The organism is Ekhidna sp. (assembly GCF_964218185.1).
GTDB lineage: Bacteria > Bacteroidota > Bacteroidia > Cytophagales > Cyclobacteriaceae > Ekhidna.
In genome coordinates this window covers 151,203-177,358 of sequence record NZ_CAXPLV010000004.1, presented here as the reverse complement: position 1 = coordinate 177,358, position 26,156 = coordinate 151,203, and the positions used below count along the sequence as shown (strand labels likewise).

25 protein-coding genes are annotated in these 26,156 nt (G+C 42.7%); 3 read left to right on the top strand and 22 right to left on the bottom strand.

The window, feature by feature from the left end:
• Positions 1-4: 4 nt before the first annotated feature.
• The 8 genes from ACEQZT_RS04660 to ACEQZT_RS04625 all read right to left on the bottom strand — a co-directional run bounded on the left by ACEQZT_RS04660 (position 5) and on the right by ACEQZT_RS04625 (position 10,797).
• Positions 5-1,672, bottom strand: coding sequence for a hypothetical protein (locus ACEQZT_RS04660; protein ID WP_370087721.1), 1,668 nt, complete (start codon positions 1,670-1,672; stop codon positions 5-7).
• Complete coding sequence (locus ACEQZT_RS04655) at positions 1,669-3,888, bottom strand: DUF4175 family protein (RefSeq protein WP_370087719.1); 2,220 nt, start codon at positions 3,886-3,888, stop codon at positions 1,669-1,671. Before ACEQZT_RS04655 ends, ACEQZT_RS04660 begins: the two co-directional genes overlap by 4 nt.
• Positions 3,885-5,039, bottom strand: a complete 1,155-nt coding sequence (locus ACEQZT_RS04650) for a BatA domain-containing protein (RefSeq protein ID WP_370087717.1) — start codon at positions 5,037-5,039, stop codon at positions 3,885-3,887. Before ACEQZT_RS04650 ends, ACEQZT_RS04655 begins: the two co-directional genes overlap by 4 nt.
• On the bottom strand, positions 5,039-5,902 hold the full coding sequence (locus ACEQZT_RS04645; RefSeq protein WP_370087715.1) for a DUF58 domain-containing protein: 864 nt from the start codon (positions 5,900-5,902) through the stop codon (positions 5,039-5,041). Before ACEQZT_RS04645 ends, ACEQZT_RS04650 begins: the two co-directional genes overlap by 1 nt.
• Before the next feature lies 1 nt (position 5,903).
• A complete protein-coding gene (locus ACEQZT_RS04640) occupies positions 5,904-6,890 on the bottom strand; it encodes an AAA family ATPase (protein ID WP_370087713.1) in 987 nt (328 codons plus the stop codon).
• A gap of 21 nt (positions 6,891-6,911) precedes the next feature.
• Positions 6,912-7,544 carry a DUF4159 domain-containing protein gene (locus tag ACEQZT_RS04635; RefSeq protein WP_370087711.1) on the bottom strand — a complete coding sequence of 211 codons (633 nt, stop codon included), beginning with the start codon at positions 7,542-7,544 and terminating at the stop codon, positions 6,912-6,914.
• Between the two features lie 275 nt (positions 7,545-7,819).
• Positions 7,820-9,136 carry a TldD/PmbA family protein gene (locus tag ACEQZT_RS04630; protein WP_370087709.1) on the bottom strand — a complete coding sequence of 439 codons (1,317 nt, stop codon included), beginning with the start codon at positions 9,134-9,136 and terminating at the stop codon, positions 7,820-7,822.
• Positions 9,137-9,156: 20 nt separating this feature from the next.
• Positions 9,157-10,797: a TldD/PmbA family protein gene (locus tag ACEQZT_RS04625; RefSeq protein ID WP_370087707.1), complete on the bottom strand. Its 1,641-nt coding sequence runs from the start codon at positions 10,795-10,797 to the stop codon at positions 9,157-9,159.
• A 347-nt stretch (positions 10,798-11,144) separates the two neighbouring features.
• Here ACEQZT_RS04625 and ACEQZT_RS04620 point away from each other — a divergent pair, with 347 nt between their 5' ends.
• Positions 11,145-11,591, top strand: coding sequence for a hypothetical protein (locus ACEQZT_RS04620; RefSeq protein WP_370087705.1), 447 nt, complete (start codon positions 11,145-11,147; stop codon positions 11,589-11,591).
• Positions 11,592-12,198: 607 nt separating this feature from the next.
• Positions 12,199-13,245: a DNA polymerase IV gene (gene dinB / locus ACEQZT_RS04615; RefSeq protein WP_370087703.1), complete on the top strand. Its 1,047-nt coding sequence runs from the start codon at positions 12,199-12,201 to the stop codon at positions 13,243-13,245.
• A gap of 129 nt (positions 13,246-13,374) precedes the next feature.
• On the opposite strand, the gene ACEQZT_RS04610 is transcribed toward dinB, so the two are convergent.
• From ACEQZT_RS04610 to ACEQZT_RS04575, 8 genes are all read right to left on the bottom strand, one after another.
• On the bottom strand, positions 13,375-14,604 hold the full coding sequence (locus tag ACEQZT_RS04610; protein ID WP_370087701.1) for a caspase domain-containing protein: 1,230 nt from the start codon (positions 14,602-14,604) through the stop codon (positions 13,375-13,377).
• Positions 14,605-14,689: 85 nt separating this feature from the next.
• Complete coding sequence (locus tag ACEQZT_RS04605) at positions 14,690-15,736, bottom strand: trans-acting enoyl reductase family protein (protein ID WP_370087699.1); 1,047 nt, start codon at positions 15,734-15,736, stop codon at positions 14,690-14,692.
• A complete protein-coding gene (locus tag ACEQZT_RS04600) occupies positions 15,736-16,977 on the bottom strand; it encodes a DEAD/DEAH box helicase (protein WP_370087697.1) in 1,242 nt (413 codons plus the stop codon). The genes ACEQZT_RS04605 and ACEQZT_RS04600 overlap by 1 nt, the downstream gene beginning before the upstream one ends.
• Before the next feature lie 98 nt (positions 16,978-17,075).
• Positions 17,076-17,786, bottom strand: coding sequence for a cell division ATP-binding protein FtsE (locus ACEQZT_RS04595; protein WP_370087695.1), 711 nt, complete (start codon positions 17,784-17,786; stop codon positions 17,076-17,078).
• Between the two features lie 6 nt (positions 17,787-17,792).
• A complete protein-coding gene (locus ACEQZT_RS04590; protein ID WP_370088025.1) occupies positions 17,793-17,996 on the bottom strand; it encodes a fructose-6-phosphate aldolase in 204 nt (67 codons plus the stop codon).
• Positions 17,997-18,047: 51 nt separating this feature from the next.
• The gene (gene fsa, locus ACEQZT_RS04585) at positions 18,048-18,704 is read right to left on the bottom strand and encodes a fructose-6-phosphate aldolase (RefSeq protein WP_370087693.1); all 657 of its coding nucleotides are present in this window, start codon (positions 18,702-18,704) and stop codon (positions 18,048-18,050) included.
• Between the two features lie 173 nt (positions 18,705-18,877).
• Entirely contained in the window at positions 18,878-19,027 is a 150-nt protein-coding gene (locus tag ACEQZT_RS04580; RefSeq protein ID WP_370087691.1) for a hypothetical protein, read from the bottom strand.
• 56 nt (positions 19,028-19,083) lie between these two features.
• The gene (locus ACEQZT_RS04575) at positions 19,084-19,725 is read right to left on the bottom strand and encodes a CoA pyrophosphatase (RefSeq protein WP_370087689.1); all 642 of its coding nucleotides are present in this window, start codon (positions 19,723-19,725) and stop codon (positions 19,084-19,086) included.
• 72 nt (positions 19,726-19,797) lie between these two features.
• Between ACEQZT_RS04575 and ACEQZT_RS04570 the strand changes: the two genes are divergently transcribed.
• Positions 19,798-20,514 (top strand): hypothetical protein, encoded by a 717-nt coding sequence (locus ACEQZT_RS04570; RefSeq protein WP_370087687.1) that lies wholly within the window; start codon positions 19,798-19,800, stop codon positions 20,512-20,514.
• Here ACEQZT_RS04570 and ACEQZT_RS04565 read toward each other — a convergent pair.
• The 6 genes from ACEQZT_RS04565 to ACEQZT_RS04540 all read right to left on the bottom strand — a co-directional run bounded on the left by ACEQZT_RS04565 (position 20,499) and on the right by ACEQZT_RS04540 (position 26,155).
• Positions 20,499-21,518, bottom strand: coding sequence for a tetratricopeptide repeat protein (locus ACEQZT_RS04565; protein WP_370087685.1), 1,020 nt, complete (start codon positions 21,516-21,518; stop codon positions 20,499-20,501). The two genes, ACEQZT_RS04570 and ACEQZT_RS04565, sit on opposite strands and share 16 nt — an antisense overlap.
• Positions 21,519-21,580: 62 nt before the next feature.
• Positions 21,581-22,327, bottom strand: a complete 747-nt coding sequence (locus ACEQZT_RS04560; protein ID WP_370087683.1) for a head GIN domain-containing protein — start codon at positions 22,325-22,327, stop codon at positions 21,581-21,583.
• Between the two features lie 82 nt (positions 22,328-22,409).
• Complete coding sequence (locus ACEQZT_RS04555; protein WP_370087681.1) at positions 22,410-22,940, bottom strand: thioredoxin family protein; 531 nt, start codon at positions 22,938-22,940, stop codon at positions 22,410-22,412.
• Positions 22,941-23,003: 63 nt separating this feature from the next.
• Positions 23,004-23,903: a DUF4340 domain-containing protein gene (locus ACEQZT_RS04550; RefSeq protein ID WP_370087679.1), complete on the bottom strand. Its 900-nt coding sequence runs from the start codon at positions 23,901-23,903 to the stop codon at positions 23,004-23,006.
• Between the two features lie 16 nt (positions 23,904-23,919).
• Positions 23,920-25,431 (bottom strand): GldG family protein, encoded by a 1,512-nt coding sequence (locus tag ACEQZT_RS04545; RefSeq protein ID WP_370087677.1) that lies wholly within the window; start codon positions 25,429-25,431, stop codon positions 23,920-23,922.
• Position 25,432: 1 nt separating this feature from the next.
• The gene (locus ACEQZT_RS04540; protein ID WP_370087675.1) at positions 25,433-26,155 is read right to left on the bottom strand and encodes an ABC transporter permease subunit; all 723 of its coding nucleotides are present in this window, start codon (positions 26,153-26,155) and stop codon (positions 25,433-25,435) included.
• Between the last annotated feature and the right edge of the window lies 1 nt (position 26,156).

Below are 26,156 nucleotides of genomic sequence, written 5' to 3'. Positions count from 1 at the left end.
ACTACTAGCTAACCCTCTGCTCCACCCACAGAAAACCCAATGATGTCACGATCACAATAAAGAAAATCCACTTCGAAATTGGTTTTTCTTGTGGTTGTGAGTCTACTGTTTCTGACGTGAAACTATTTGAATACATCTTGGTCTGAAGACGCTTCTGATGAACTTTCTGAGCCTTCCAGTCTGAATCATCAAATACAAAAAAGGAGTGCTCTGAATCTCCAATTCTCAGGGTATTCCAACCCATGCTTTTAGGCCAACCTACTGCTTCAACAACTCCCGGCTGATGCCATTTTCCTTCTATTGACAGCCTGGTTGAGTCAAGATATACTTTTTGGTCTCCGATAGCTCTGAAAGTGAATGTAACTGGTTCGTCCACTCGTGGAAAATCAGATATGGCAATTTCTGAAGCTGCAAAATCAAAACCTACAATTGATCGGAGAATCGAATTCCACAAATCACTATACATTCTATCAAATCCTTTTAGCTTTAGCTGATAGGTCGATTGAAGGAGTGGTAAGACCACTTTTCCTAATCCATAATCATGCACATGCCCAACAACGACTCCCTGATACCTTGCCTGATCAGAATTTTTAACTGAAGCGGACTTCCTACTTTCAAGCTCAACTGTTCTCTGACCCGATTTAAAAGTAAAGGTCTGGGACCGGGTTGATTTGGTCGTGAACCAATCGTTTGAAGTGTCATCCATCCACACAATGCCCAACGAACCTCGCTTTAGAGCATGGTCCAGATTTTGTTTCTCAGAAAAAGTCAATTGCTCATGGCTCTCTTCATCTAAAACAATCACCTTGAAATCCTCAAGTACAGTTTTAGTCAATCTCGATAGTGATCGTCGCTCCAAATTGCTAAAGGATTCTCTGAATGTCCCTTTGGAAACCTGGAGTCTTTCTGCCACTCCATAACCTTCTTCTTTAAGAAGATTCTTTAAAAAGCGGATTTCGAAAGATGGTGTTGAGCTTAATATCAGCGTATTGAATCCCTCCCTATCGACTACTTTCATTGGTACAGGTTCAGAAAATATGGTATCAGTTCCTCTAATGCCTGCAAGTTCATAGGTTAGATCTCCGGCTACCTGTGGGTTGATTTCAAATGTTATTTGTTTCTGGTTAGGTTCCAATGACTTAGTTGTCGTTTCAATTCCGGCTCCTGATAAGTGAAGATCAATTGAATCAGTGACGTATGTCCTGAAAGTAATAGATGTAAGGGTATTTGAAACTGCTTGATCTGTACTCACCTCCAAGGAACCTTCAACAATTTGGGAAGGAGCTGAATACTTAAATCTATGCTTCATTCGATCAAGCTCCCAGGATTCCAGCCCATCGCCAACCACAATTAAATCGCTGATCGTATTTGTCTTCGCTAATTCATAATAGGAATTCAAATCTACCACTCGATAGCCCAGTTGTTTCAGGCTATCCAAATCAAGAGGCAAGTGTGAATCTGTCCGTATTACAATTTTGGTTTCATCTCCAGCTGTCCGAAAATAAGGCTTCATGTAAAGTCCAAGGAAAGACAGTATGATCAATATGAACGCTACAATTCGCCAAACTCTTAGTCTCCCAGCTCTTGATGTAAAATCCAGCCAAATCAGAATTGCAAGCAAACCAACTGCAATCACAAACACCCACCACTCCGGAACGACGGTAATCATCATTGGCCGTTGCTGTTTACAAGTGACTCAACAAAAGCATCCGTATAAGCATCACCAGATCGCACTTCTGATGGAGGGAGAGTTTTTTCTATAGGGAGTGCCTGCTCCAATACTTTTTGCAATTCAAATAGGTTCCTGTAATCGCTTTCGGTTAGCTGATCCTTATCCAGGATTGACTTCAATTCATTAAGAGAGGAGAGGTACTTACCCGGATTTTCGATTGCCAATCCTGCCAGCTCATCCCCTGCTGCTTTCAAAATAGATTTATTGTCATCGCTCCACTTCCATGTACCCATCTTAAATTGATCGATCGTCTGAATAGCTTTTCGAATAGCTGGATATGACTGCTCTTTATCAATGGAAGCTTCAAAAGGCTGATCATTTAATTCCTTCAGCTCACCTGTCAGGCGACTTTCATCCACATTTACAGGTGGCGGATCAAAGCCTATCCTTTGCACATAAATGCGCGCATGGTTTCGGATTTCCTTAAGCAGCTCCTGAGCTTTTAATTGATAAGGAAGTGATTCCTTGGGCTTATACAAGCGGAGGTAAAGTTCAGCATCCCACATTTCATTCAGCGCCGCTCGTAATTTAGATTTCAGTGACTGAGTGTAGAAAGTAGCTGTTTCTTCATCCTCATGGTTGTGCATAAACTGTTCCAATAGACTTTCTTCTTCCTGATGATCCTCATGATCGTGATCTGATTCGGTTCCTCGGTCCATCCACTGACCTTCTTCATTTTCTGCATCGGTATCATGTCCAAATTCAGAAAGCACATCATCTCCATCAGTGCCTGGTTCAATTGGCTCATCTTCTATCTCCAACCCACTATCCTCCTCCTCACCAATAAATTGCCCGTACTTCAGCCGCAATTGCTTCTGATCATAACCCAGCGCATTGCTTTCGAAATTAAAATCATATTCAGAAATCTGGCCTTTCTCTTCAATGAGTTTTTTGGTGTCAATGATAATCTGAAGCTGGCTTCTGAAGAAATCAGGCATCAGATCAACACCTAGCGCTCCCTGCAACGAAAACTCAACCTCAGCGGTATCCTTTAGTACCACAAAGTAGGTGTCTGTTCGAGATTGCTGACTTTTAGGGAGTTTGTTGTCAAAAGCGGTGACATAGAAATACAATTCATTGCCAGGCTCCATATTCAATTTATCCAAATCAAAAGAAACCGGTCGAATAACCTTCTTTCCACGAACCCCTCCGGGAATTGCAATTCGTTGTTCTCTGAATTTTACAGATTCTCCTGAACCCTTAGTAATAGTTGCCACTACGTATCCATCTGTTAGCCCATAGTCGTCGGCAATGGTTACATTCATGTCAATTGAAATATTCTTACGATAATCCATTCGCTGGAAAGAAGGAATTCCATTTACCACAATCTCAGGAGCTTCATCCGCGATTACGTTCATCTCATAATAAGGGGATGAGATCAAGCGATCTTTATCATCTAGATAGTTGATGGTGTAGAGCGTGCTTTTTAATGCTTTGAATTTCAATTGATAGTTTTCGTTGACTGAAGAAACCGGAAGGCTATCTCCTCCATTTATACCCATCCAAACAGCTTTTGGTGTGCCATTAAAGATCAGATTCCACTGAATCAAAGATTGCTCAGGCACATCAATATTCATGGTTTCATAGGTGCGGTTTGGAAGTCCTGTGTATCGGGGTGGATTTACACTTAATCGATTACGAGCAATGAAGACTGTGTCTTCTATCACTACCATCTCACTTTCAGCTAACGAATTCGAATTAGTATTATCAAAGCTTGCTCTTGACTGACTATTTATGAATGAAAATCCTGTTAAAGTCAGCATGAGTAGCAGACCAACGACCAGGAGATCATTCCAACGAACCGGATAATGGAAAGACGGAAGTTGCTGCTTCAATTGACTATCAACTCTTGACTGCTGTAAGGTTTGCAACTCACTTTTCGGATGCTGGAAAAGTAAGTCGGTACTATACTCAGCGGGGGCATATTGTTCGTTTACCAATCGAATCAGATCAATTTGAATCGGAAGTCGCCTCAGTTCCAACCCAATCAGGATCAGGCCTATAGCACCAAAACCCACCATCCAATACCAATCAAATCCGCCTAACCAATTCGTAAGGACAGCTGCTGACAGTATCAATACCAACCAGGCAAGGCACTTGATAAATATTCGTGACCTCCATTTCTGCCTGACGATATGTAAACCTGAATTGCTCATATCTCCACAGCACTTGATTTATAACTCAGCCATCTTTCTACCAAAAAAACAATGAGTAACAAGACCCATAAGTAAGACGAAGCATCGACCAAAACCTCTGCTTTGGTATTTGCCTGCTCTTTAAACTTGAAAACTTCTGTATCCACGGTAAGTAGATCGTTGCTATGAACATCAATTAAATCGCCTACTAAAGCATCTAATAGTTTTCTCGGAAGCTCAATTTGAATAGCCTCTGTTTTAGTCAGAGTGGTGGATACTAAAATGTAATCTTTCGAAATTGGCTGCCAGCTTAAGACATCTTCATCAGCTAAAACAACCCGCCTTTCATAGCTGTAGGGTTGGTCGGAAAGCCAAATGACCCAATCCGCTTCTTCGATTTCATTTACTTCCTTTAATGTGACGTAAGAGACTCGCTGAATGGAGGATAATGCTGCCTTAAATACTCCTCCAAGGTTCTTAAAGGATTCATCTATTCGAAGGTGATATTTGATTTCTAGTGGTTCACCATTCTCAGCGTTTGCCCATTCAAATATTGTACCCCACTCGTCATATCTTGCCGTTGCAGCTTTACCTTCTCCATTTTTCACTATAGAGATAAGTTCACTCTCTTGTGGTTCCATTGGAGGTTTTATCCACTGGCAAACAGGAGATACTTCCTTTAGAACACCATTAAAATCTTTTTGAAACAAAGGCGAAATCACCACTAGGCATTCAGCGTTAGAAGGCGCCTGACTTAGCAAATCCCAATAAGTCGTCTCGGATTTTTTAATCGGTTCTGTGACAGAAGGAAAATCATTTGCAAGCCACTTAACTTCTGCTTCCTGAGAAACAGTATCAAGCAGGTTGGATAATAGTTCAGAATTTTGGTAAATGGGATCCACCAGATAAAGACGTGAGACCTTCTCTACCTTGGATGGTAAGTGCATCTCAGCAATTAGGAATACCAGAAGAGTGAGAAAGAGCAATCTCGTCAAAAGCAGCAGCCACTGACTTGGCATGATGGAGCGAGTAGTCCTGGTTTCGGTTTCTCTTAAAAAACGGAGACTCCCAAAATCAACAGATTTCTTTGCATCCTTGCTCCACATATGGATAATAATCGGCACAAGCAATGCGCCTAATCCAATAAGAAAGAAAGGAGCTAAGAATGACATCAGAGCAATCGTTTTCTTCGGTTGATAAACGTGTTGATCAGCATAGCCATGGGTATGGTAAAATCAATAGGATGATAGTCTATCCCGACTGATAAAAAATCATGAGACAAGTCATCTTTCCACTCGCTGACTTTCTTTTGATAGCTATCCTTTAAGAGTTGCGGATTCAACTGCGTGGCTGCTCCCGTTTCCAGATCTTTTAGCTTCACCGCATTTCCAAACTCTAAAGATTCTTCCTTTTCGCCCATCAGGTGAAAAACGATCACCTCATTTCGTGGAGACTTTAATGACTTAATGAACTGAATCATTTCAACCTCCTCATCATACATATCCGTCATGAAGACGAACAGCTCTTTGGATTTTCGCTGCTCTATAAAAGGAGCTTCAAAATGATCGGTTTCTGCAAGATTTTGAAGGCTCAATAAAAACCGTGTCCAGTGCTTTTTGTCATTCCCTGACTTCATGTTCACACCGTTTGCTAGTCCAATCCAATCACCGTTTTGTAATGCAACATGAGCAAGAACTCCGCATAGCATCTTCGACGCATCAAGCTTAGACCATCCACCCTCTTTATACTTCATCGATTTGGAGGTATCGATCAGAAATGTGACATCAATATTAGTTTCAACTTCAGATTGCTTGATATAAAACTTATCCGTACGGGCATACATCTTCCAGTCGAGCTGGCGCAGATCATCACCCTGACTATATGGTCTGTATTGGCTAAACTCCATACCTGTACCCAATCGCCTGCTTTGTTTGATCCCATGATACTCCCCCATCGCCAATGATCGGATAGCCCAATCCAACTCGTGAATAGAAGATAAAATCTCAGGAACGATTTGAAACAGGCGATCCGGCATATCAGATGGTTTTCAAAAATGGTTGAAGTAGATCGTCTGTCGTTTTCGATTCTGACTCAGCTTTGAAATTGAGCAGTATCCTGTGTCTTAAAGCTGGTAGTAGAATAGACTTAATGTCCTCAGGTGTAACCGAAAAACGACCGTTCATCAGTGCATGGGCTTTGGCAGCCATGATAACCGCCTGCCCTGCTCTAGGTCCTGCACCGAAATCCACATAATCTTTCACCTCTTGCACCTTACTCATATCCGGGCGAGTGGATCTCACCAACTGACTGATGGATTTAATCAGATCATCTGAGATGAACACCTCTCGCACCAATTCCTGCAATCGAATGATTTCCTTTCCTTTCAATACAGGCTTGATGTCGGCTGACATTTTACCTGTAGTAAGTTTCAGTATATCCTCTTCTTCAAGCTCCGTTGGGTAGCCAATCTTCACATACAAAAGGAAGCGATCAACCTGTGCTTCCGGCAATGGAAACGTACCTGACTGCTCCAATGGATTCTGAGTAGCAAGCATGAAAAATGGTCTGTCCATCCGGTAATCCTTACCTGCATAGGTCACCTTGTATTCCTGCATTACCTCAAGGAGAGCCGCCTGGGTTTTTGGTGGTGTTCGGTTAATTTCATCTGCTAGCAAAACATTGGTGAAAACAGGCCCCTGGATGTACTTGAACATCTTATGGCCAGCATCATCCTGCTCAATCACTTCTGTTCCTAATATATCAGTGGGCATCAAATCCGGCGTAAACTGAATTCGGTTAAAGTCAAGGCTCAATGCTTTTGCCAATGATTTGATCATCAGTGTTTTTGCTAATCCAGGCAAGCCCTCAATCAGCACATGACCACCAGCTAGCATCCCGATAATCAATTGATCCATGACCGCTTCCTGCCCCACTACCACCTTGTGAATCTCCTTCTTTAAGTCCTGGAGTTTGGCAACCAAATCGCCAACTTCCTTTTCGAGTTTCTCTAAATTTTTGTCCATTTTATTTCATTAAGTCCTGTCTCAGCTAGTCAATGCATAGGTGATGATATTCACACTGAAACGTGTATTGTCAATTTTGTACCATCGCTTATTTCTAAAGTCATAATCCCACTCACATCCATAGTCCTTATTGCTATACAGCACCCCGATTCGTCCATCTACTTCTATAGCCTTAAGGTAGTCATGCACCAGATCATCCCCCCACCCATTCAACTCCTGCGAAGTGGCTGGTGGTCCATCAAACTCAAAGAAGCTTCGGTAAAGAATATGATCATTAGGTATCTTCTTCAACTCTCCTGTCCCAAATAAATCTTCCATCTGATTTTCGAAAGACTTGGCGAACAACCCTTCAATATCATGATTGCAATCGTCAACAAATACAAAACCTCCGTTCTCAACATAAGCCTTGAAGTTGCTTGCCTCCTCCTTCGTGAACTGCACCAGCTTATGTCCCGAGAGGTAGCAAAAAGGTGACTCAAAGACATCATCGCTGCTAAGTGGCACTACCTTTTCAACCGTATCCACAGGAATGGTGGTGTATTGCACTAGCGAATGTAGGATATTTGAAGGCATGCGCTGATCCACATCCCAATCGCCCGACTCGTACTGGAGACGGGTGAAAAAGAAAGGATTATTAGGCGTTGGCGCATTCATAAATCATAAACTTCCACAACCAAATTACGTGTTTCATTTTCCATCTCCAGTTAGAAATTTACCAGTGGTTATTTAGGAGGATTAACCCCAATTTTTTAGTCATTAAAAAAGGCTGCTCACTCATGCGAACAGCCAATTAATTCGTATTTCAATCTTATTCATAAATGACTCCTATAATCTCCTCCACGGAGAAGGTAGAGGTGGGTTATAGCAAATAAGTCATTTTGAATAAAATTTATACCCACCCCAACCCCTCCAAGGAGGGGTCTTAGGATTTAAACTGCATCAGACAAACTGGTGAATGTGAAGTCACGCACCTTCATGTACGGAATCAGGTTTCCATTGATTCGTACCTGCTGTCCCAGTGTTTCCAGATTGTTTAGCATAATAATCGGACTTTCGTTGAAACGGAAGTTCTTGATCGGATGCTTGATCTTGCCATTCTCAATGTAAAATGTCCCATCCCTGGTCAGTCCAGTATAGAGCAATGTCTGGGGGTCCACTGTACGAATGTACCATAGTCGAGTAACCAACACACCTTTTTTGGTGTCTTTGATCATGTCCTCTAATGAAGCATTTCCACCTTCCATGATACCATTCTGCGGAAACGGAACAGGGTCTACTCCTTTTTCCTTTGCCCAGTATCGGGAATATGCAAGGTTCTTCACAACACCATTTTTGAGCCAATCCATTCTTTTTACTGCCTGACCACTCCCATTCCATGTAGGAGCAGGAACCAGCGGGTGTTGAGGATCGGAATAGATGTTAATTCGTTCGTCCACAATCTTCTCGCCCAATTTGGTGCCTCCACCTTCTTTGGACATAAAGCTTCGCCCTTCATCAGCTGTTCTGGCATCAAACGATCCAAACATATTGCCCAGCAACTGCTCCGAAGCTGCCGGCTCAAGTATCACCGTGTATTTACCAGGCTCAATGGCCTTCGAATTTCGTGATTGCAATGCCTTGTCGATCGCAATAGCGGAAGCTTCTTCTCCATTAAACAGGTTGACATCATTTACATCACGTGTTACCCAACCTGAACCTGTACCATCGTTTGTACGCATGGTCACAGTAAAATCTAAATTGGTCGACTGATTGTAAGCGAACAGTCCATTGCTATTGGCCATAGCTGAGAAATTTGCAGAATCATTTAAGAACCCTGCAGCAGTCACATCCTTTGCTCTGGCCGGTTCGATGCTTTTAGAGGCTACCTCAGCTCGATAATCAGGGCTGATATTAGCGGTAGACTCATAATATTGCTTCGACTCATCGTACTCCTGCGGACCCAATGGAGGCATAAATTCAGGATTCTCAGGTGCCAGCTTTGCCAGCTCTTCTGATGTTTTTACTGCTCGCGCAATTGCCTCATCTGTAAACTCATCCAATGTGGCTACACCCACCCGGTTACCGAAACTGGACTGGATCACCATGTTCTGGTTGTTCTGATATCCGGCCGTAGAAACGGTGTTTCGTGCATATCGGATATTGCCACTATTGTCTCCGGAGAGATTGACCTCACAGGTTTCAGCTTTGGAGTAAGACAAGGCCTTATCTAATAATTGCTTTGCTTCTTCTTTCGTATATATTGCCATTTTCTTGTAGTCTTAATTAATCAAATATTTCTACCTGTGTTGATCACGTTTACATCATTGAATCTTGTAGTCGAAGATCCATGGGATACCGCGCTGATCTGGGAAGGTTGACCCTTACCATCAAAGAATGAACCGAACAATCGATAGTCGGACTCATCACAAATAGCTGCACAAGAATTCCAGAACTCCTGTGTATTCGATTGATATGCTACATCATTTAGCATACCGGCAATTTCACCGTCCTTAATTTCATAATAGACCGTGCCACCAAACTGGAAGTTGTATCGCTGCTGATCGATTGAGTATGATCCACGTCCCGCGATATAAATTCCTTTCTCTACATCTTTGATCATGTCCATGGCAGACAGCTTCTCCTTACCCGGACGAAGCGATACGTTCGGCATACGCTGAAACTGCACATCGTTCCACGACTGGGAATAGCAGCATCCGTGAGACTCCTTCTGATCAATCATGTGCACCTGATCTCTGATCGCCTGGTAGTTTACCAGAATGCCATCTTTTACCAGATCCCACTCCTTGCAAGCCACGCCTTCATCATCATATCCAACTGCACCGAGCGATCCTACCTGCGTTTTGTCAGCCACCAGATTTACCAGATTGCTTCCATATTCAAAATCTTTGGTCTTCCACTTGTCCAGTGTGGCGAATGAAGTACCTGCATAGTTTGCCTCGTATCCAAGTACACGATCCAGCTCCAGCGGGTGCCCCACAGACTCGTGGATAGTCAGACCCAGGTGATTTGGCTCTAGCACCAGATCATACTTACCCGGTTCTACCGACTTGGTATTCTCGGATAGCATCTCTTTCGCTTGAAGTGCTGCATCTTTTGCATCTGCTACAATGTCGTATCGGTTTCTGAACATCTTGATACCTGCCGGTCCTTCGATAGTCTCATTCGGATCAGGGGTCATATATTCATAGCCCATACCCATAGGAGCGCTCAGTCCCTGACGAGACTTAAACTTTCCTTTGTCAATGGCCGTCACCTGCATGAATGGCCAGATACGGTGTACATCCTGATCGATGTAAGAACCTTCGGTAGAAGCAAAATACTTTTGCTCATTTACCTGAAAGAGCGCTGAGTTCACGTAGTTGGCGCCATTTTCCATGGCAGCAGCATTGGCTCCCAGGAGCAAGTCTACTTTTTCAGAGATCGGCACCTCAATAGCATTTCGTTCGATAGGTGTCTTCCACGAAACTTCGCCGTAAGACTCTACCGGAGCAAGCACCACGGGCTCCTTCTGAATTTTGCTGTTTGCCTTGGCAATCTGAACGGCAATCTCTGCCGCCTTCTTAATACCATCAGGGGTTACATCAATGGTAGATGAAAATCCCCAGGTACCGTTTGCGATCACACGCACACCCACCCCGAACGACTCGGTGTTTACCACGTTCTGCACTTTGTCCTCTCGTGTGAATACAAACTGATTGAGATACCTCCCAATCCTGACATCTGCGTAACTGGCACCTGCTGATTTTGCTGCATTTAGTCCTACATCAGAAAGTATCTTCTTCTGCTTAACATCAATACCTTCAGCCAACAATGCCTCTAATGGAACAGTATTGCCCATCATCGGGAAGGGGAGCATGGCCGCTCCGGCCCCAAGACCCGCAATCTGAATAAAATCTCTTCTTTTCAAATCTTAGTGAGTTTAGTTAATAATACTATTTAAATTGGATTAGTTAGAAGAATCTATTTTGACCCTTTGCATTCAAGATAGAAATATCTACTCACGAATGAAATTGTTTTTATGTGAATGGTTTGATTCGGTCATTAAGTGAGCCTTGATTCTTGACCTGGAAGGTGTTGAAGTAAAAGAGGTATATTTGATTGAGGCTGTTGATTTACGGAGTAAGGCTTAAGGATGAGAACAGCTATTTCCGAAGAACCCCTTCTATCATTAAAAAAGGGTCGATATCTACTGAAAATCATTAATTCCAGTCAAACAGACACACAGCATATAATTATTAATTAAAAAGTACAGCTATGAAAAATATAATTTTAACCTTTTTGATCTTTGTGCTCTATACTGGGTGTAGCGAAGATGAACAGACTAATCAGGAAACCACTATCTATGGAAAATGGGAACTAAGTGAACAATTTTTCTCCTCGGTTGGAGGGGATGGAGATTGGCAATCAGCGACAAATAAATACTTTATCGAGTTTTCTCTTAATAAAAACTATCAATCCAGTAACAACCCAATTTGCCCGAGTAACCCTTCAAACATAGGAACTTTTAGTTTTTCAGATGAAAAGGATGGTAACTATATCATCATCGATCTTGTTTGTGAAGAAAGTGATAATGATGTATTCTCCCTCAAGTACCTATACTACTTTGAAGGTGGCAATCTATTATTATCTCCAACTTTTTCATGTGATGAGGGCTGTATTTATAAATTTAGAAAGGTAGCTGAACCTAAGGCTGGAGACTAAACTGTTTACAACAAACACTAAAATGAATATGCGAGCTGAGCAGTTTGATATTACAATGTAAAAAGCTGTCTTTGGTGCTTCTAGCCACTGGGTCGCATGCTCATTTTAGTTGGACGTTACCCACCTCTTAAGTACCCCTACCCACCTCCGAGGCACCCCCTCCCACCTCAGATATACTCCGTTGAGTGTTTGATATGGAAGCGAGCATATAAAAGACTCACCCGTGAGGTTCAGAGACTCAACGTTGAGTAAAAAAGACTCAAGCGTGCATATAAAAGGTGCAATGGAGAGTATCAAAGACTCAAGCGAGACATAAAAAGATTCAACGCTGCATATAAAATATTCAACACCGGTGTTCCGAGATGCTCCGTCGGATATCAAAGAGTCAAACTTTCATTTAATCTGTCAGTCTGAGTTTATCGTAGACTATCTATCCTTCGACAGGCTCAGGATGACAGGCAGACTCAGGGTGACAGTTATTTTGTCAAGCAATCTGATTGTTAGGCGTATCCCCCCCCCAAACTGATGTATCCGATAGTGACATAAGGTTGTCACTTCCCTGCTTTACTTTGCATGAGTGGAGCACCGCAAGATTATACACATAGATATGGATGCATTTTATGCATCAGTGGAGCAGCTGGATAATCCGGAGCTTAGAGGGAAGCCCGTAGCTGTGGGTGGAGACTCTCAACGAGGCGTGGTGGCAGCTGCCAGCTATGAAGCCCGCAAATTTGGTGTGAAGTCCGCCATGCCTTCTGCAAAAGCTGCTAAGCAATGTCCACAGCTCATCTTTGTTCCACCACGGTTTCCCAGATACAAAGAGTTGTCAGCTCAGATCAGAGAAGTGTTTTTTGAATATACAGATCTGGTGGAGCCACTCTCGCTGGATGAAGCATATCTGGATGTGACTGAGAACAAAATAGGGTTAAACTCGGCTACCCTCATCGCCAAAGAGATCAAGCGGAAGATCAAGGAACGAACCGGCCTGATCGCCTCTGCTGGAATCTCCTACAATAAATTCCTAGCTAAGACTGCCTCAGACATGGACAAACCGGATGGACTTTATGTGATCCTCCCAGAGGATGCGGAGGAGTTCGTTGCTAAGTTACCGGTACATCGCTTTCATGGGATAGGGAAGGTCACGGCTGAGAAGATGGTAATGGCAGGAATCTTCACCGGGAAAGACCTGCGCAAAAAATCTTTGGAAGACATGAAGCTTCGGTATGGCAAGTCAGGTCAATATTACTACAACATCTGCAGGGGGATTGACCACCGCAAAGTGCAGCCTACCCGAGATACTAAGTCGGTCAGTGCAGAGCGAACCTTTGAAGACAACATCTACGAGCTGGATGATGTTACCGAAGAAGTGGATCGAATTGCCAGGATTTCCTTCGAACGATACAAGCGAAGCAGCGCCAGCGATGGCCACACCATCACTATCAAAATGAAGTATGGTGATTTCAGACAGATCACCCGCAGCAAGACGGTGGATCATGCCATCAATACAGAGGAAGAGTTTACCTCCATAGCCTTAGCCCTGCTCACCGAGGACTTGCTGGATGAGCAAGGAATCAGACTGATCGGAGTTGGTATTTCCAACTTCAGGAAGGATGAAGAACCAGAAACTCCCAGTCAGCTAACGCTGGAGTTTTGAGAAAAAGTGTGTCACCCTGAGCTTGTCGAAGGGTGTGGGTTGTGCGGATGGCATTCTTGCTATCTTTAGTTGGATATACCTTCTTCAAAAAAAATAGTCTTCGAGAACCTCAGACTGACTAGTACTTTATTATTGATTCCTTTTCAGGAATATAAAATCTCCACCTTCGTCACCGGCCTGCGAGATGGGGCCATATTGGGGTACCTGTCCATTTGGGCTATTGTTGATCACGGCTGTTTTGAAATGCCTGAAAAGTTGATCAGCGGATAAGAGGGGCGCCTGATTATTGACCAGGTTTTTAAGCAGGTACTCGATAAACACGCTTTCGTCAGGAACAGTTTTGAGGGTTCCGCTGGTCATGGCTTTGCGGCTAGTAAGTTTGTAAACTTCCAAAATCGCACGGCTATTTTCAAAGACTGCTCGCTCTTTCAGAATCCCTCCACTAAAACAGGCATCCGAGATCAGAAGAGTATGCTTAGAATTGATACCACCAACATAATCCCGAAGGGTGCTGTTTGACAGCCAGTAAGATTTTGAATCCATCGATGCATCACTGGGTAGCCAGTAGCCCTGATTCAGTTGTTCATTCCATATGCCATGTCCGGCGTAGAAAATCAGGAGATTGTCTTTCTCAGTGACCTTGTTGGTTAGTTCGTCCAAAGCTTTAATGATGTCTTCCCTCCGTGGATTTTCAAGGACATTTACATTTTCCTGATCGAACGAATAGTGGTACGTAAGCACTCCAGCCAGCTGTTCAGCATCATTGATGGGGTTATCCAAATTCTGGATGTTCTCATCCTGATAATCATTGATACCGATAATCAATGCAAAATACTTACGCTTGCCCAGTTCAGTCACCAATGCTTTTCCTACTCCGTCTTCACTAGCAATAGTCTTAGTAGGACTTGACTCAGCTTCCATGGCAACTGTCACCATGGCAGTGGGCTCTTCCCTAAATAAGGTCACTGTACCTGATACCATCGGTGGACAGGTATTTAGTTTCATATCTCCCCTCCACTTCCCCGTCAGGGTTTCTTTTCCATTGTTGAGGAGATAGGTCAGTTCATTTTTCGCCATGCATGCCATCCCCGTCCGGTAGATGATTTCATCTCCCTCCAGCGTAATCACTCCCTTTTTTATCACACCTTTTACCGACGCTTTGATCGAATCTTTTTTGTCGAGATTTTTAGCATAGAGAAATCCGGTGATTTTATCGCCCTGCTGTTTTAGTTCATACTTGAGTTGGGTATGCTCTTTAAGAAAGGTAGATGTGCCAATCCAGGTACCTGTAAGGTCTGATTTTTGGGCATGGGTGAATAAACTGAGCGTGATGAATAGGGTGATTAGGGTCCGTCTCATGGTATGAAATTACGCCATTTAGCACGAAAAGGATCACCACTTTCGATTGTTATGTTGGCACTCGGGACAAAATGTAGATACTGCCCTACGAATAGAAGCAGCCGTCAATTTCCAAAATCAACCCTTCACCATAAGCTGTGGATGGAGTTTGGAAGCCAACTTTAAAGTCTCCGTTGGCAATTTTATTTGAGATCAATACTGCAGTTTTAGCCGTTAGTGTATATCCATTTGGTGTCTTCAACCTAGCTTCTATGGTTTTACTTCCATCGGTGACTTTCCCCCACAAATACATACACGAAGCATCCCGTTTTTTCTCTTTGGGACCCGCCGGTCTCTTATCCATTTGTCGGATCAGGAAGTTTTTGATCATCCTCGATCTAAGCATGAATGACAGACGAAGTGTCTTTTTTACTTTAGAAAGTTGCTGCTCGGTAGTTCCAGAATAAACTTCAATATTAGGAATGCCTGTACTGTGATAAGCTGTGGAAACATCGCCCCATGAAATAGCCATTGACAGCTGCTTGAAGTCTCCGTAATCAATCTCCTTGGTTGTCTTTCCTATAGGCTGACCTTGATAGCTTCCGTTGACACGAGTCATCACCGGTTCGCCCATGTTTTCAATCATGGTCTTTGCTGTTCCGCGTGAGAGCTTCCCTCCTTTACTGACAAAAGCCAATTGAAGGTGAGTAGCTGTTGGAAGTTTGGAATGGAGGTGTTTAGCCAGGCAGTCAGAGGGCACCACATCAAAACCAGCTCCGGGCATCAGCATAATTTTCTTCTCAGTGGCCTGCTCATGGTATTCCTTAATCAAGTCAAATACCTGATATTCTCCTGTGATATCAAGATAGTGTGTGCCTGTATTAATACAAGCTTCTACCATTTGTTTAGCCGTATGAATGAAAGGTCCTGCACAGTGAATAACGGTATCCCCTCTCCTCAGCCACTTCTCCAATTTTTCTGTTTCCGAAACCTCAAAGACATCATATTCAAGCTCCATCTTATTCGCATAGGTCATGGCCTTTTCGGGACTTCTGCCTGCAATTATGGGCTTGATGCCCTGCTTCAGACATTCTTCCACAATCAAGCGACCAGTATACCCATAGGCACCATAGATTAGGAGTTTACTATTCATCAATTTCTTTTCGGTTTTGGCTTTCTTCTGAAGCTCTTGTTCTTAGGTTTATGCTGCGACCGTTTAAAGTTCTGCTTTTTTGGGGATGGTGGCAAATCTCCCTGCTTTTCTGTCGGTTCAAATCCATCAATCACCTCCGCCGGAATTTTAATATCAATTAATTTTTCAATGTCTCGCAAATAATCTACTTCATCAAGACTTACCAATGATAATGCAATTCCACTAGCTCCCGCTCTTCCCGTCCGTCCAATTCTATGCACATAGTCCTCGGGTACATTTGGCAATTCAAAGTTGATCACATGCGGTAGTAGTGGTATATCCAAACCCCGTGCCGCAATGTCTGTAGCTACTAAAACTCTTACTTTCCCTTCCTTAAATCCTGCCAAAGCCTTTGTTCTTGCCCCCTGACTTTTGTTTCCATGGATAGCAGCAGCACTAATGTCGGCTTTAACCATTTTCTCTGCCAGGCGATTTGCCCCATGCTTTGTCCGGGTAAACACAAGAACCTGTTGCCATCTGCCTCCGGCAATCAGGTCAAGAATTAAGTCCGTCTTTTTATTTTTATCTACCCGATAAACCAACTGATTAATTTTCTCAACGGTAGTGTTTTCCGGAGTTGCCTCAATGTACTGAGGCTTATGCATGAACTTGTTGGCTAGCTTTTTTATTTCTTTCGAGAAAGTGGCAGAAAACAGCAGGTTTTGCCTTCTAGGTGGCAGCAAGTCCAAAATCTTATTGATATCTCGCTGAAAACCCATGTCAAGCATTCGGTCAGCCTCATCGAGTACCAGAATGTCAACCGTATGCAATGAAAGTGCATGTTGATTATGAAGGTCAATTAACCTCCCCGGGGTTGCAATCAAAATATCAACTCCGTTTCTGAGAGCAGCTATCTGTGGGTTTGCCTTAACTCCTCCAAAAATTACCGCCGATCTCAAATCCAAATAAGCGGAATAAGCTCTGATATTGTCGTAAATCTGAGCCGCCAATTCACGTGTGGGCGTAAGGATAAGTGCTCTCACAGGTCGTTTTCGCATTTCAGGACTGTCGGAAAGCAACTGAAGGATTGGAAGCGTGAAGCCTGCGGTTTTTCCAGTACCCGTCTGAGCAGAGGCAAGTACATCTTTTCGCTGAAGAATTACTGGAATTACCTTTGACTGGATGGGGGAAGGTTCTGAGTATCCTTTTTTGCTGATAGCTTTCAGCAATGGGTCGGATAAACCCAATGAATTGAATGACATAAATTGTAATTGATGAAATGGATACTTCTACATTCCATCTCAGTGAAATGCAAAGGTAAGTCTAAAATAATGGTGAGGGTGACAGAGCTTGTATTCTCTCAATACCAGCCGCTTAGCTCAAATTTTTCTTTAGATGAATCGAGAATCTTTGCTTTATCGCATTTCAATACCCGATGCGGAAATTTTTCAATGAATTTATGGTTGTGAGTAGCCATCAATACAGCTGTTCCACTGTTATTGATCTCTTCAAATAGTTTCAAAATTCCATCGCTGACATCAGGATCAAGATTTCCTGTAGGCTCATCTGCAAATAGAATTTGTGGTTCGTTGATCATTGCGCGGGCAATTACTACTCGCTGCTGCTCACCACCGGAAAGCTGGTGTGGCATTTTTGCGGAGATGGCACCTAAACCAACTCTCATCAATACCTCAGCTATCCTGTTTTTCATCTTGGCAGGATCTTTCCAGCCTGTGGCTTTCATTACGAAAGTAAGATTCTCAGCTACCGTACGATCATAAAACAATTCAAAATCCTGAAATATGATCCCAACCTTTCGGCGCAGGTGAGGTACTTCTTTGTTCTTGATATTGTTGATAGAAAAACCCACTACCTCCGCATGTCCAAGACGCAAAGGCAGATCTGCATAAAGTGTCTTTAAGAGGGATGACTTTCCACTACCGGTTCTTCCTATGAGATAAACAAACTCACCTTTATCGATGGTAAAGTCTATCTCACTCAGCACCGTATGGTCTTCCTGAAAAATTGATGCATTGGAGACTCGTACAACTGGTTCTTCAGAGAATGACATTGGATTTTACAGTTCTAGTTTTTGTAGTTTGCCGTACGGCAACTTTTCAATCAGGTTTTTAAGTTCCTGATCTTTTCCTTCAAGGCCAAACTTATCCATTCTTTTTAATGGACGATCCGTACGGAAATAGGCTACAAGTACAAAATCCTGATCACGTATTTGGATGTAGTCAGGGATTTTGGCTTTCCCTTTAACCTTGATGATGTACATTTCTTCTAAATTAATTAAATCTAGCGCTCCCATCATCAACTACGAGTTATCTTATTTGTTAGATTTTTGGTAATCCGCAAGGAATTTTTCTAATCCAGAGTCCGTTAACGGATGCTTGAGCAATCCGGTTATCACGCTTAGTGGACAAGTGGCCACATCTGCACCTATCTCTGCACATTGGATCAGGTGCATGTTGTGCCTGATAGATGCAGCCAGCACTTCAGTTTCAAAACCATAGTTGTCATAGATACCAACAATCTGCTCAATTAGCGCAAGGCCATCCATAGAGATATCATCTAATCTTCCGATAAAAGGCGAAACGTAGCTTGCTCCCGCTTTTGCAGCCAAAATAGCCTGACCGGCATTGAAGATTAGCGTGCAGTTTGTTCTGATTCCTTCGGCTGTGAGTGCTGAAATAGCCTTCACTCCATCACGGATCATTGGCACTTTCACCACAATCTTGTCATCGATCTTTGCTAGCTCTCTTCCCTCAGCCACCATCTTTTCAAACTCGGTGGCAATCACCTCCGCACTTACATTATCATCTACGATATTGCAGATGTCTTTGTAGTGTTTTAGAATGTTCGCTTCTCCTGTGATTCCTTCTTTGGCCATCAGGGAAGGGTTGGTAGTTACACCGTCGAGCACGCCCAAATCCTGAGCCTCTTTGATTTCGTCAAGGTTTGCAGTATCAATGAAAAATTTCATTTGTTTAGGAAGTTAGATTGAGGAAAGAAAAAATGGCAAACGAAGCATCGCACCGCTACGACCGCCTACCCTTGCTACCGTCAGGTCCTGGGGGATTCAGCAGGAGCTGGTCGTACCCGTTTGCCGCTGCAAAATTAGTAAATAGATTAGTAGGAAGTAAGGATTATTTAAGATTAGTATTCTTCCAGATTTCGGTAGAATGAATCCTCTTCTTCCTGATGCTCTTGTTCATCCGGATCGTCTTCCAGATTGTTCAGCTCCGGGTCTATCCGATCGTCAAAATCGGAGTAAGAAAAATCAATATCTAATTCGTTAGAATCCATATATCAAAGGTAGATTCTCCTTCAACGATGGAGTGAAAGCTAATGTTATTGTTGTATTAATGTTGAGGGAATTCTTTGAGAATTTCTACCAATTCACTTAACATCATGGCTGTGGCACCCCAGACTGTTCTCCCTTCCAAATCAAAGTATGGACTTTCCAACTTGTATCCATTCCGCACGATCATTTCTTTCTTTTTCAATCTCTGTGGTTCAATCAGATGATGAACCGGAGGTGTGACAATATCATCCACTTCTCGCGGCTCTGGTATAAAGTCTGGACGATGATCTATTTTGCCAATGACGGGCAACACCATGTAGTTGCTTGCAGCCACAAAAAATTCGGATAGACTTCCAATAATTTCTACGTTATCCCTGCTTACTCCAATCTCCTCTTCTGTCTCCCTCAGAGCTGTCTGAAACTGATCCTGATCTGTGTGTTCATACCTCCCTCCCGGCAAAGCCATTTGCCCACTGTGAATGCCTTCATAATTAGGTCGCTGGATAAGTGGAAAGTGAGCAACACCGTTCTCTTCGAATAGCAATATGAGTACTCCGCCCTTTCGTGGAGGAGTGGCGTGTTTCATTCTGAGAGGTGCACCATTTGCCATTTTTGGCTTCATTTTGTCATGGGCAACCGTGCCTGGCATGGGCATTTGCAGACGCTTCTCCAAGAATCTTATCAGTTCATCGAAATTCATTTGCCTGCAAATTAAGCATGACTGATTCATTTCATTTTTTATTTATCTTGCTAGCACACCCTAATCTCACTCATGGAAGATATTCCTGGATATGTAGCAGGCACCTTTATTGCCATTGTAATCGCCGTACTAGGCTTTCTGTATTACGCAGTGAGCTCAGCCACCCCCGGAAAGAAAAATATCACCTCTTCGCTGGTGATCACACTTCTTGTAGGTTGGATCTTCTTTGTTTCTGTCCAGACTTTCAACGGGTATTTCACTAATCTTTCAGGAGTCCCGAGGCTTCCCATGTTTGTCGGATGTACTATCATTCTGATCATTCTCTTATTCGTTTGGCCCAGAACGAGGGCTATCCTGATGGAGATGCCTATCACAACACTCCACTACATCCACATTGTGCGAGTCCCTGTAGAGATGGTACTATGGTGGCTGGCAGTTTCACGAGCCATTCCGATGGATTTGACCTTTGAGGGAAGTAATCTTGATATTATCTCTGGTATTTCCGCACCATTTGCCGCTGTATTTATGGTAGGTGCCAGAAGTCAGAGTCGTGTGGGAGCCATCATATGGAATGTGTTAGCTCTACTCCTACTTATTCATATTGTGAAAATGGCCGTCGGATACATGCCTTATTTTTATACGCCCACAAGCGGTGGAGAGATTGCAAATCTTGGAGTATTTTACTTCCCTTATGTGCTTTTACCAACATTCATAGTGCCGTCAGTGCTATTCTGCCACCTGGTGTCGCTCATGCAATTGATCTTTAAAAAAGATCAATCACAGTTTTGATCGAGCATCATTGAACTGGCTGATTCATTCAGCTCAGCGCCTTTACCCCAAGTACCACAGGCTTTATCCTTATTGCCTTGCTTCATATGTGCTTCCCCAAGGTAGAAGTAGATTTCGTCAATGAATTCTCCGGTTTTTAGTGCACGGTTGAACAGATTAATAGCTTCATCATATCGCTCTAATCTGGAAAGGTAAATTCCCTTATTGCGGTAGGCCCATCCATTCTTTGGGTTCAGGACAATGCTTCGATTTATATCCTCAATCGCCAGATTCAAGCTATCCATTTGCAAATAGATATAACCTCTGTTGTTGAGAAAGTAAGCTTCTTCTGGCACCACATCCAGTGCGCGATTTATTTCTGATAATGCGGCCTGATAATTTCCACTCTCAAGCTCAATCAAACTCAGAAGATTAAAAGCATTTGCATCATTCTGGCTAAGATTTAATGCATCGTTTACAAGTCTTTTGGCTTGCTCATAATCTTTTTGAAAATAGAATATGGTGGCCATATTGATGATCGTTTCCGGGTTCACCGGATCGAGAGAATCTGCCTTCAGAAAGTTCTCAAGTGCATCATCGTATTTTCGGAGTTTTGTTTGCACCAATCCTTCGTAGAAATAGACAAAAGCAGAATCCTGAACCAGAGTATGTATCGTATTTATGTCTTTTAGCGCATTCTCAAATTGACCGATTTCTTCATAAGCAAAGGCTCTATTGAAAAGCGCATCCAGATACTGTGGGGACAACTGGAGGGCCTTATTGTAATCTAAAATGGCCTCATATGGATGATCGGATTCAATTCGAGCTACACCTCTATTGTTAATTGCAGGCGCATAATCCGGTTGAGCTTTTAGTGACTGATCATAAAAATCAATGGCCTGCTCATAGTATCCATCGTTGAGTGCCTGATTGCCAAGATTAAAAAAACGATCTCTACGCTCCTCGGTGGTTTCACACGCAATCAGCAAAAATGCCAACATCAAAAATCCAAAAATCTTATTCATGCTATACAAATAAAAAGGCCTGCACAAATGTATGCAGGCCTTCCATCGATTCTTATAAAATCTTATGATTTCCGAACGGAACCTCCGCTGCTGGAGTTGGCATCCAGGTATTGTGGATTCCCTTTATATTTTATTGTACCTCCACTGCTGGCGCGAGCATCCAACTTCTTGCTAGCACTAACTTTTACAGATCCACCACTGCTGGCACGTGCGTCCACTTCTTCACTCTCAAGATCATATCCATCATAGTCTCCTGAGCTGCTTACTTCAATGTCTTGTTTTTTAGCTACACCTTCAATTTCGATTTCACCTGCACTAGACACATCCGCTTCGATTTCATTGGCACTGATTTTAAGACGTGCATCACCAGCGCTGGAAGCATCTATCTTCACCTCATCGGCGTTTTCAATCGTAGCTTCAATGTCTCCGGCGCTGCTCACATCTACATCAAAGTCACCTCCATTTGCATCAATGGTTCCACGTGCAATTAAAGTTGAAGCAGATGCAGCTGAGATAGAATTAATGGATTTGTATGTCACATGAACCTCTACATCAATATTTCTGTGGTTGTTTCCTTCTAAGTGTATTTTTAGTCTTCCTCCACTCACCTCAGTAAGCACTTCATCCAGATCGTGACTATCAGAAACAATTCTAGCTTCTTCCTTATCTCCCTTTGATATGTAAACATCAATGCCCTCATGAGCTGAAATTTCTGAAAAAGATGATAAGTTTCTTGTTTCTTCGGATTGTGCGAAAGTGATCCCTGCTACAAGGATTCCCAGCATAGTTATAAATATCGATTTCTTCATGGTCTTTTTATTTAAGAGTTAGGATTGAGCCTTGGGCCCGGTATTTACTCTATAGATTCGGAAAAAATCGAAAGGTTGCAGATCAGAGAGAAGATTTATGATTTTTCTTAAAATCTTCGAATGGAGTGGTTTTAAAATGATCTTCTCCAATAAATAATAAAATTGGTTCCATCTGCTCCGGCTTGAGGTATCCTGCCACAGGCTGGATGATTCGCAACTCTTCATCCATGAAAACAGTTGTTGGATAGCTGAGCTTGTTTCTTGTAAGGGCAGCTGCTAATTCGTGAACACCCCTTCTGCCTTGAGCAACAAAATTGAAAGTGTGACCTCTAAATTCAACCGGTTCTTTTTGCTCAGCATTGAACTTTACAGGGTAAAAATTTTCATTGATGTAATTAGCGATTTCTGCTTTGCTGTAGGTATTTCTATCCATTACCTTGCACCAGCCACACCAATCAGTGTAAAGATCAATCAGGAGCTTTTTTGGCTGCTTTTCATGCAATGCAATAGCTTCCTCAAAGTTTAGCCAATTGACCTCAGCCACTTCTGGCTGCTTCCAGCTACCCAGTGAAAGAATAAGTACCGTGCTAAATAGAATTCGTAAAACCTTCATTACCCCTATTAACGAAGCGAAAGCTTCTCTTGGTTCATTTTACGAATTTAATGGATTCTAAAATCAATCAGATGTCGGGGCAAAGATGTTTTTACCTTTAAAGATCTTGGAAACAATCGTACTGTCATTGAATACTTCAGCATCATTCTCTGTTGTTTTCAGCAGATTATCTCCTTCCCTGAAATAGCCATTTACAACAATTTCAGGTGCATTGCTGAAGGCATAAGTAATAATATGGGTAGGTTCTGATGTAAGCTCTCCATCATAGAAATTTTTGCTATTCACGTAGCTTAACCCTCTTAGATATTTGACCACTGCTGCACTATCCGCCTCCACATCATCCAAAAACCATTTTTCTCCTTTGTTCAGCGAAAATGCACTATCCGGATAATCAAACGTGATTTGCGTTATTGAATCGCGCTTCAATCTCATTAGCAATCCATCCCTGTAATCTGCTGACTTTTTTCCAACAGTAATGCCCATAAAGTCTTTAGCTACATATACATTTTCCTCTTCAAACGGACGAACAAACGTATAATAGCTACTCTGTCCATCCATTCCAAAACGTCCTACAACCATATCTGCAGTCAGATCATCATCCTCATATACACGCACTCTGGTACCTGTAGAATCTACCATGAAATCCTTCCATTTTTCTTCTTTGCGGGCTGCCAACCTACCGGGCTTTATGCTGTTCAAATCATTTAATAGTGAGATGACTGAATTCTCTTTAGCTGGCTTGTAACTGCCATTTACGAGTGAAACCTCCCATCCTTTGTCAGAGGCAACTAGTTCCACTTCACCATCAGGAGATGAAATTTGAATTCTTGTGACCCTGGCAGTGTCTATCTCCACTAAATCACCGGTGAGTACATCGCTTTTCCCAGATTTTTTGGTCAGCTGAGCCACAACTAGCCCTAAGACCAAAACACCTAATATGATTAACAGATTCCTGGTTTTCATCTGACTTAAATTGGTTTTATTCAAAGTTTCCCTGCATCCATTTCTGCTTTTTTCGCTGGTTTTGCAACTTTCTGATGAATGCATATATCAGCAGCAACACAATAGGTGCAAACACATTTCCATATTTAAGCATGTTCTTTTTACTCTCTTCAATGCTTTCTAATGGACGAGAGGTAATTCCTTTAGTTCGCAGAGCTATTAATCCGGTATCATCAGCCAGCCAGTCTACTGCATTGGAAGCAAAATTGACATGGTCAGGCTGAACTTGTCTTGCTTGCTGTCCTTCTCCATTCACGTAGAAATCTCCGTTACCTACCACCACCATCTTACCAAAACCATTGATTCCTTCTGCTACTACTGCGAGTGATTGCACACCCATGTCAAAGTCTCCTTGTGTCCATCTGCGTTGAATATCCACAAAAGATGGAGCAGGTTCAGTTCCTGAGTTTGGTGACGTAGAAGCAATCGTTGTAATGCTTGTTGTTGAATCTTCCTCAATCGGAACAACATTGGATGTGAATGTAAAAGTTAATTCATCCAACCCTCTGGTCATCGGATGATCAGTGAAGTTGGAAACACGCGGAAAGTATGGAAATTCCTTCTGACTATTGATCGTGAAATATCCCTGCCGCTGAGTTACCGTGATGGAAGCACATTCTGCATCAATCACAAAGTTGCCTCCAATCTTAATTCCGTTTTCTTCCAGCCAACCCACTAAACCAATGTCAGGTGAAGTGGAAAGCATTCCTTGCTGAAGATCACCCTGAACATTAGCATACGAGACAAAAATGTTTCCACCATTGCTTAAGTAAGTATCCAGTTTGTCAAAATGAGATTGAGGGATGGTATCTGTAGGGGCAGCAATGATCAATGCACGATAATAAGATGGAATATCTTCTGTGTCCGAAATGGTGAAAGTTTCAACATCGTAAAGCACACTCAGCTGTTGTCTCAGCTGTGGTATGGCCGAAAGCGATACCTCGCCATGTCCCTGAAGCAGGGCAACTTTAGGCTTATCATCAATTGACAGCTTTTTGATGGAGGTGGTCAATTCATACTCCATTGCTGCTCCGGGCTGAATTAATGGAATGATTTCTTTCTTATCATCCATTTGCAGCACTGCACCCATGTAAGCACGCATCTGCTCCACACGATCATTCTCGCGAACGTTGATCATGATAGGCCCTATCCCTTTTTGCTGAACTTCCTGCTCTTTTGTCTGGTCTTCATTCGGATTCACAAATTCATAAACCACGTTACCGCCGGACCGTTGCTCATACTCGATAAGCATATCCTCAAAATCCTTACGGTTGTTTAAAAGCTGCGGAGGAAGGTCCTCAGAAAAATACGCTGTAACTGTAACTACATTATCCAGCTCTTCTAAAACATCTTTGGAAGCATCGCTGAGTGTGTATCGCTTATCCTCAGTGAAATCCAATCTGAAATAAAGCTGATTGGAAAGGATATTACCTACCACGACAATAGCAATGATTACCAATAATTGAATGATGATGGTTTGCTTCTTCATCTTACTTCCAATTTCTTTTTGACAACATGATTTGTGTACCCAACAAACCAACAAGGATCAGCGAAACAAAATAGATGATATCCCTGCTATCAATTACGCCTCTGCTGAGTGAGTCCACATGCGTTCGAATGCTTAGGTAGCTGAATAATTCCCCGACAAAACCGGTTCCTCCTGAACCAATCACATCGAATAACATGTGAAAGAATATGCCAATGAACAGTGCTACAAGAAATGCCACAATCTGGTTTTGCGTAAGGCTACTGGCAAAAAGTCCAATGCCGATGTAGCTGGCAGATAAAAAAAACATGGCCAGGTATCCTCCTAGTACAGCTCCATCATCCACATTTCCCAGCTGACTGATGGTGACATAATAGGGTACCGTACACAGCAGCGCAATTCCCACCAGTATGAGACAAGCGAGGAACTTACCTAGCACGATTTGATTATCAGAAATAGCCTTAGTTATGAGCAGCTCAATGGTACCTGACTTGTTTTCCTCAGCTATCATGCGCATGGTAATGGCCGGTATAAAGAAAAACAAGGACCAATATGCCACATCGTAAAAAACATCAAGACTGGCCTGACTAAGCATGAAAATGTTGGTGCCAAAAAGCCAGGTAAATGATCCACTTAGGCCCAGAAAGAGGATGATCATCACATAGGCTATCAATGAATCAAAAAAGGCTGAAAGCTCTCGTTTTGTTATGATCCAGACTTTACTCATC

Bases quoted from the DNA above. Each gene is read 5' to 3' on its own strand.
- ACEQZT_RS04660 (WP_370087721.1), bottom strand. From the start codon at position 1,672: ATGATGATTACCGTCGTTCCGGAGTGGTGGGTGTTTGTGATTGCAGTT.
- ACEQZT_RS04590 (WP_370088025.1), bottom strand. From the start codon at position 17,996: ATGTACATCATCAAGGTTAAAGGGAAAGCCAAAATCCCTGACTACATC.
- ACEQZT_RS04610 (WP_370087701.1), bottom strand. From the start codon at position 14,604: ATGAGACGGACCCTAATCACCCTATTCATCACGCTCAGTTTATTCACC.
- ACEQZT_RS04635 (WP_370087711.1), bottom strand. From the start codon at position 7,544: ATGAATGCGCCAACGCCTAATAATCCTTTCTTTTTCACCCGTCTCCAG.
- fsa (WP_370087693.1), bottom strand. From the start codon at position 18,704: ATGAAATTTTTCATTGATACTGCAAACCTTGACGAAATCAAAGAGGCT.
- dinB (WP_370087703.1), top strand. From the start codon at position 12,199: ATGGATGCATTTTATGCATCAGTGGAGCAGCTGGATAATCCGGAGCTT.
- ACEQZT_RS04560 (WP_370087683.1), bottom strand. From the start codon at position 22,327: ATGAAGAAATCGATATTTATAACTATGCTGGGAATCCTTGTAGCAGGG.
- ACEQZT_RS04580 (WP_370087691.1), bottom strand. From the start codon at position 19,027: ATGGATTCTAACGAATTAGATATTGATTTTTCTTACTCCGATTTTGAC.
- ACEQZT_RS04640 (WP_370087713.1), bottom strand. From the start codon at position 6,890: ATGGACAAAAATTTAGAGAAACTCGAAAAGGAAGTTGGCGATTTGGTT.
- ACEQZT_RS04630 (WP_370087709.1), bottom strand. From the start codon at position 9,136: ATGGCAATATATACGAAAGAAGAAGCAAAGCAATTATTAGATAAGGCC.
- ACEQZT_RS04650 (WP_370087717.1), bottom strand. From the start codon at position 5,039: ATGTCATTCTTAGCTCCTTTCTTTCTTATTGGATTAGGCGCATTGCTT.
- ACEQZT_RS04605 (WP_370087699.1), bottom strand. From the start codon at position 15,736: ATGAATAGTAAACTCCTAATCTATGGTGCCTATGGGTATACTGGTCGC.
- ACEQZT_RS04575 (WP_370087689.1), bottom strand. From the start codon at position 19,725: ATGAATTTCGATGAACTGATAAGATTCTTGGAGAAGCGTCTGCAAATG.
- ACEQZT_RS04540 (WP_370087675.1), bottom strand. From the start codon at position 26,155: ATGAGTAAAGTCTGGATCATAACAAAACGAGAGCTTTCAGCCTTTTTT.
- ACEQZT_RS04600 (WP_370087697.1), bottom strand. From the start codon at position 16,977: ATGTCATTCAATTCATTGGGTTTATCCGACCCATTGCTGAAAGCTATC.
- ACEQZT_RS04570 (WP_370087687.1), top strand. From the start codon at position 19,798: ATGGAAGATATTCCTGGATATGTAGCAGGCACCTTTATTGCCATTGTA.
- ACEQZT_RS04620 (WP_370087705.1), top strand. From the start codon at position 11,145: ATGAAAAATATAATTTTAACCTTTTTGATCTTTGTGCTCTATACTGGG.
- ACEQZT_RS04565 (WP_370087685.1), bottom strand. From the start codon at position 21,518: ATGAATAAGATTTTTGGATTTTTGATGTTGGCATTTTTGCTGATTGCG.
- ACEQZT_RS04545 (WP_370087677.1), bottom strand. From the start codon at position 25,431: ATGAAGAAGCAAACCATCATCATTCAATTATTGGTAATCATTGCTATT.
- ACEQZT_RS04655 (WP_370087719.1), bottom strand. From the start codon at position 3,888: ATGAGCAATTCAGGTTTACATATCGTCAGGCAGAAATGGAGGTCACGA.
- ACEQZT_RS04550 (WP_370087679.1), bottom strand. From the start codon at position 23,903: ATGAAAACCAGGAATCTGTTAATCATATTAGGTGTTTTGGTCTTAGGG.
- ACEQZT_RS04595 (WP_370087695.1), bottom strand. From the start codon at position 17,786: ATGTCATTCTCTGAAGAACCAGTTGTACGAGTCTCCAATGCATCAATT.
- ACEQZT_RS04645 (WP_370087715.1), bottom strand. From the start codon at position 5,902: ATGCCGGATCGCCTGTTTCAAATCGTTCCTGAGATTTTATCTTCTATT.
- ACEQZT_RS04555 (WP_370087681.1), bottom strand. From the start codon at position 22,940: ATGAAGGTTTTACGAATTCTATTTAGCACGGTACTTATTCTTTCACTG.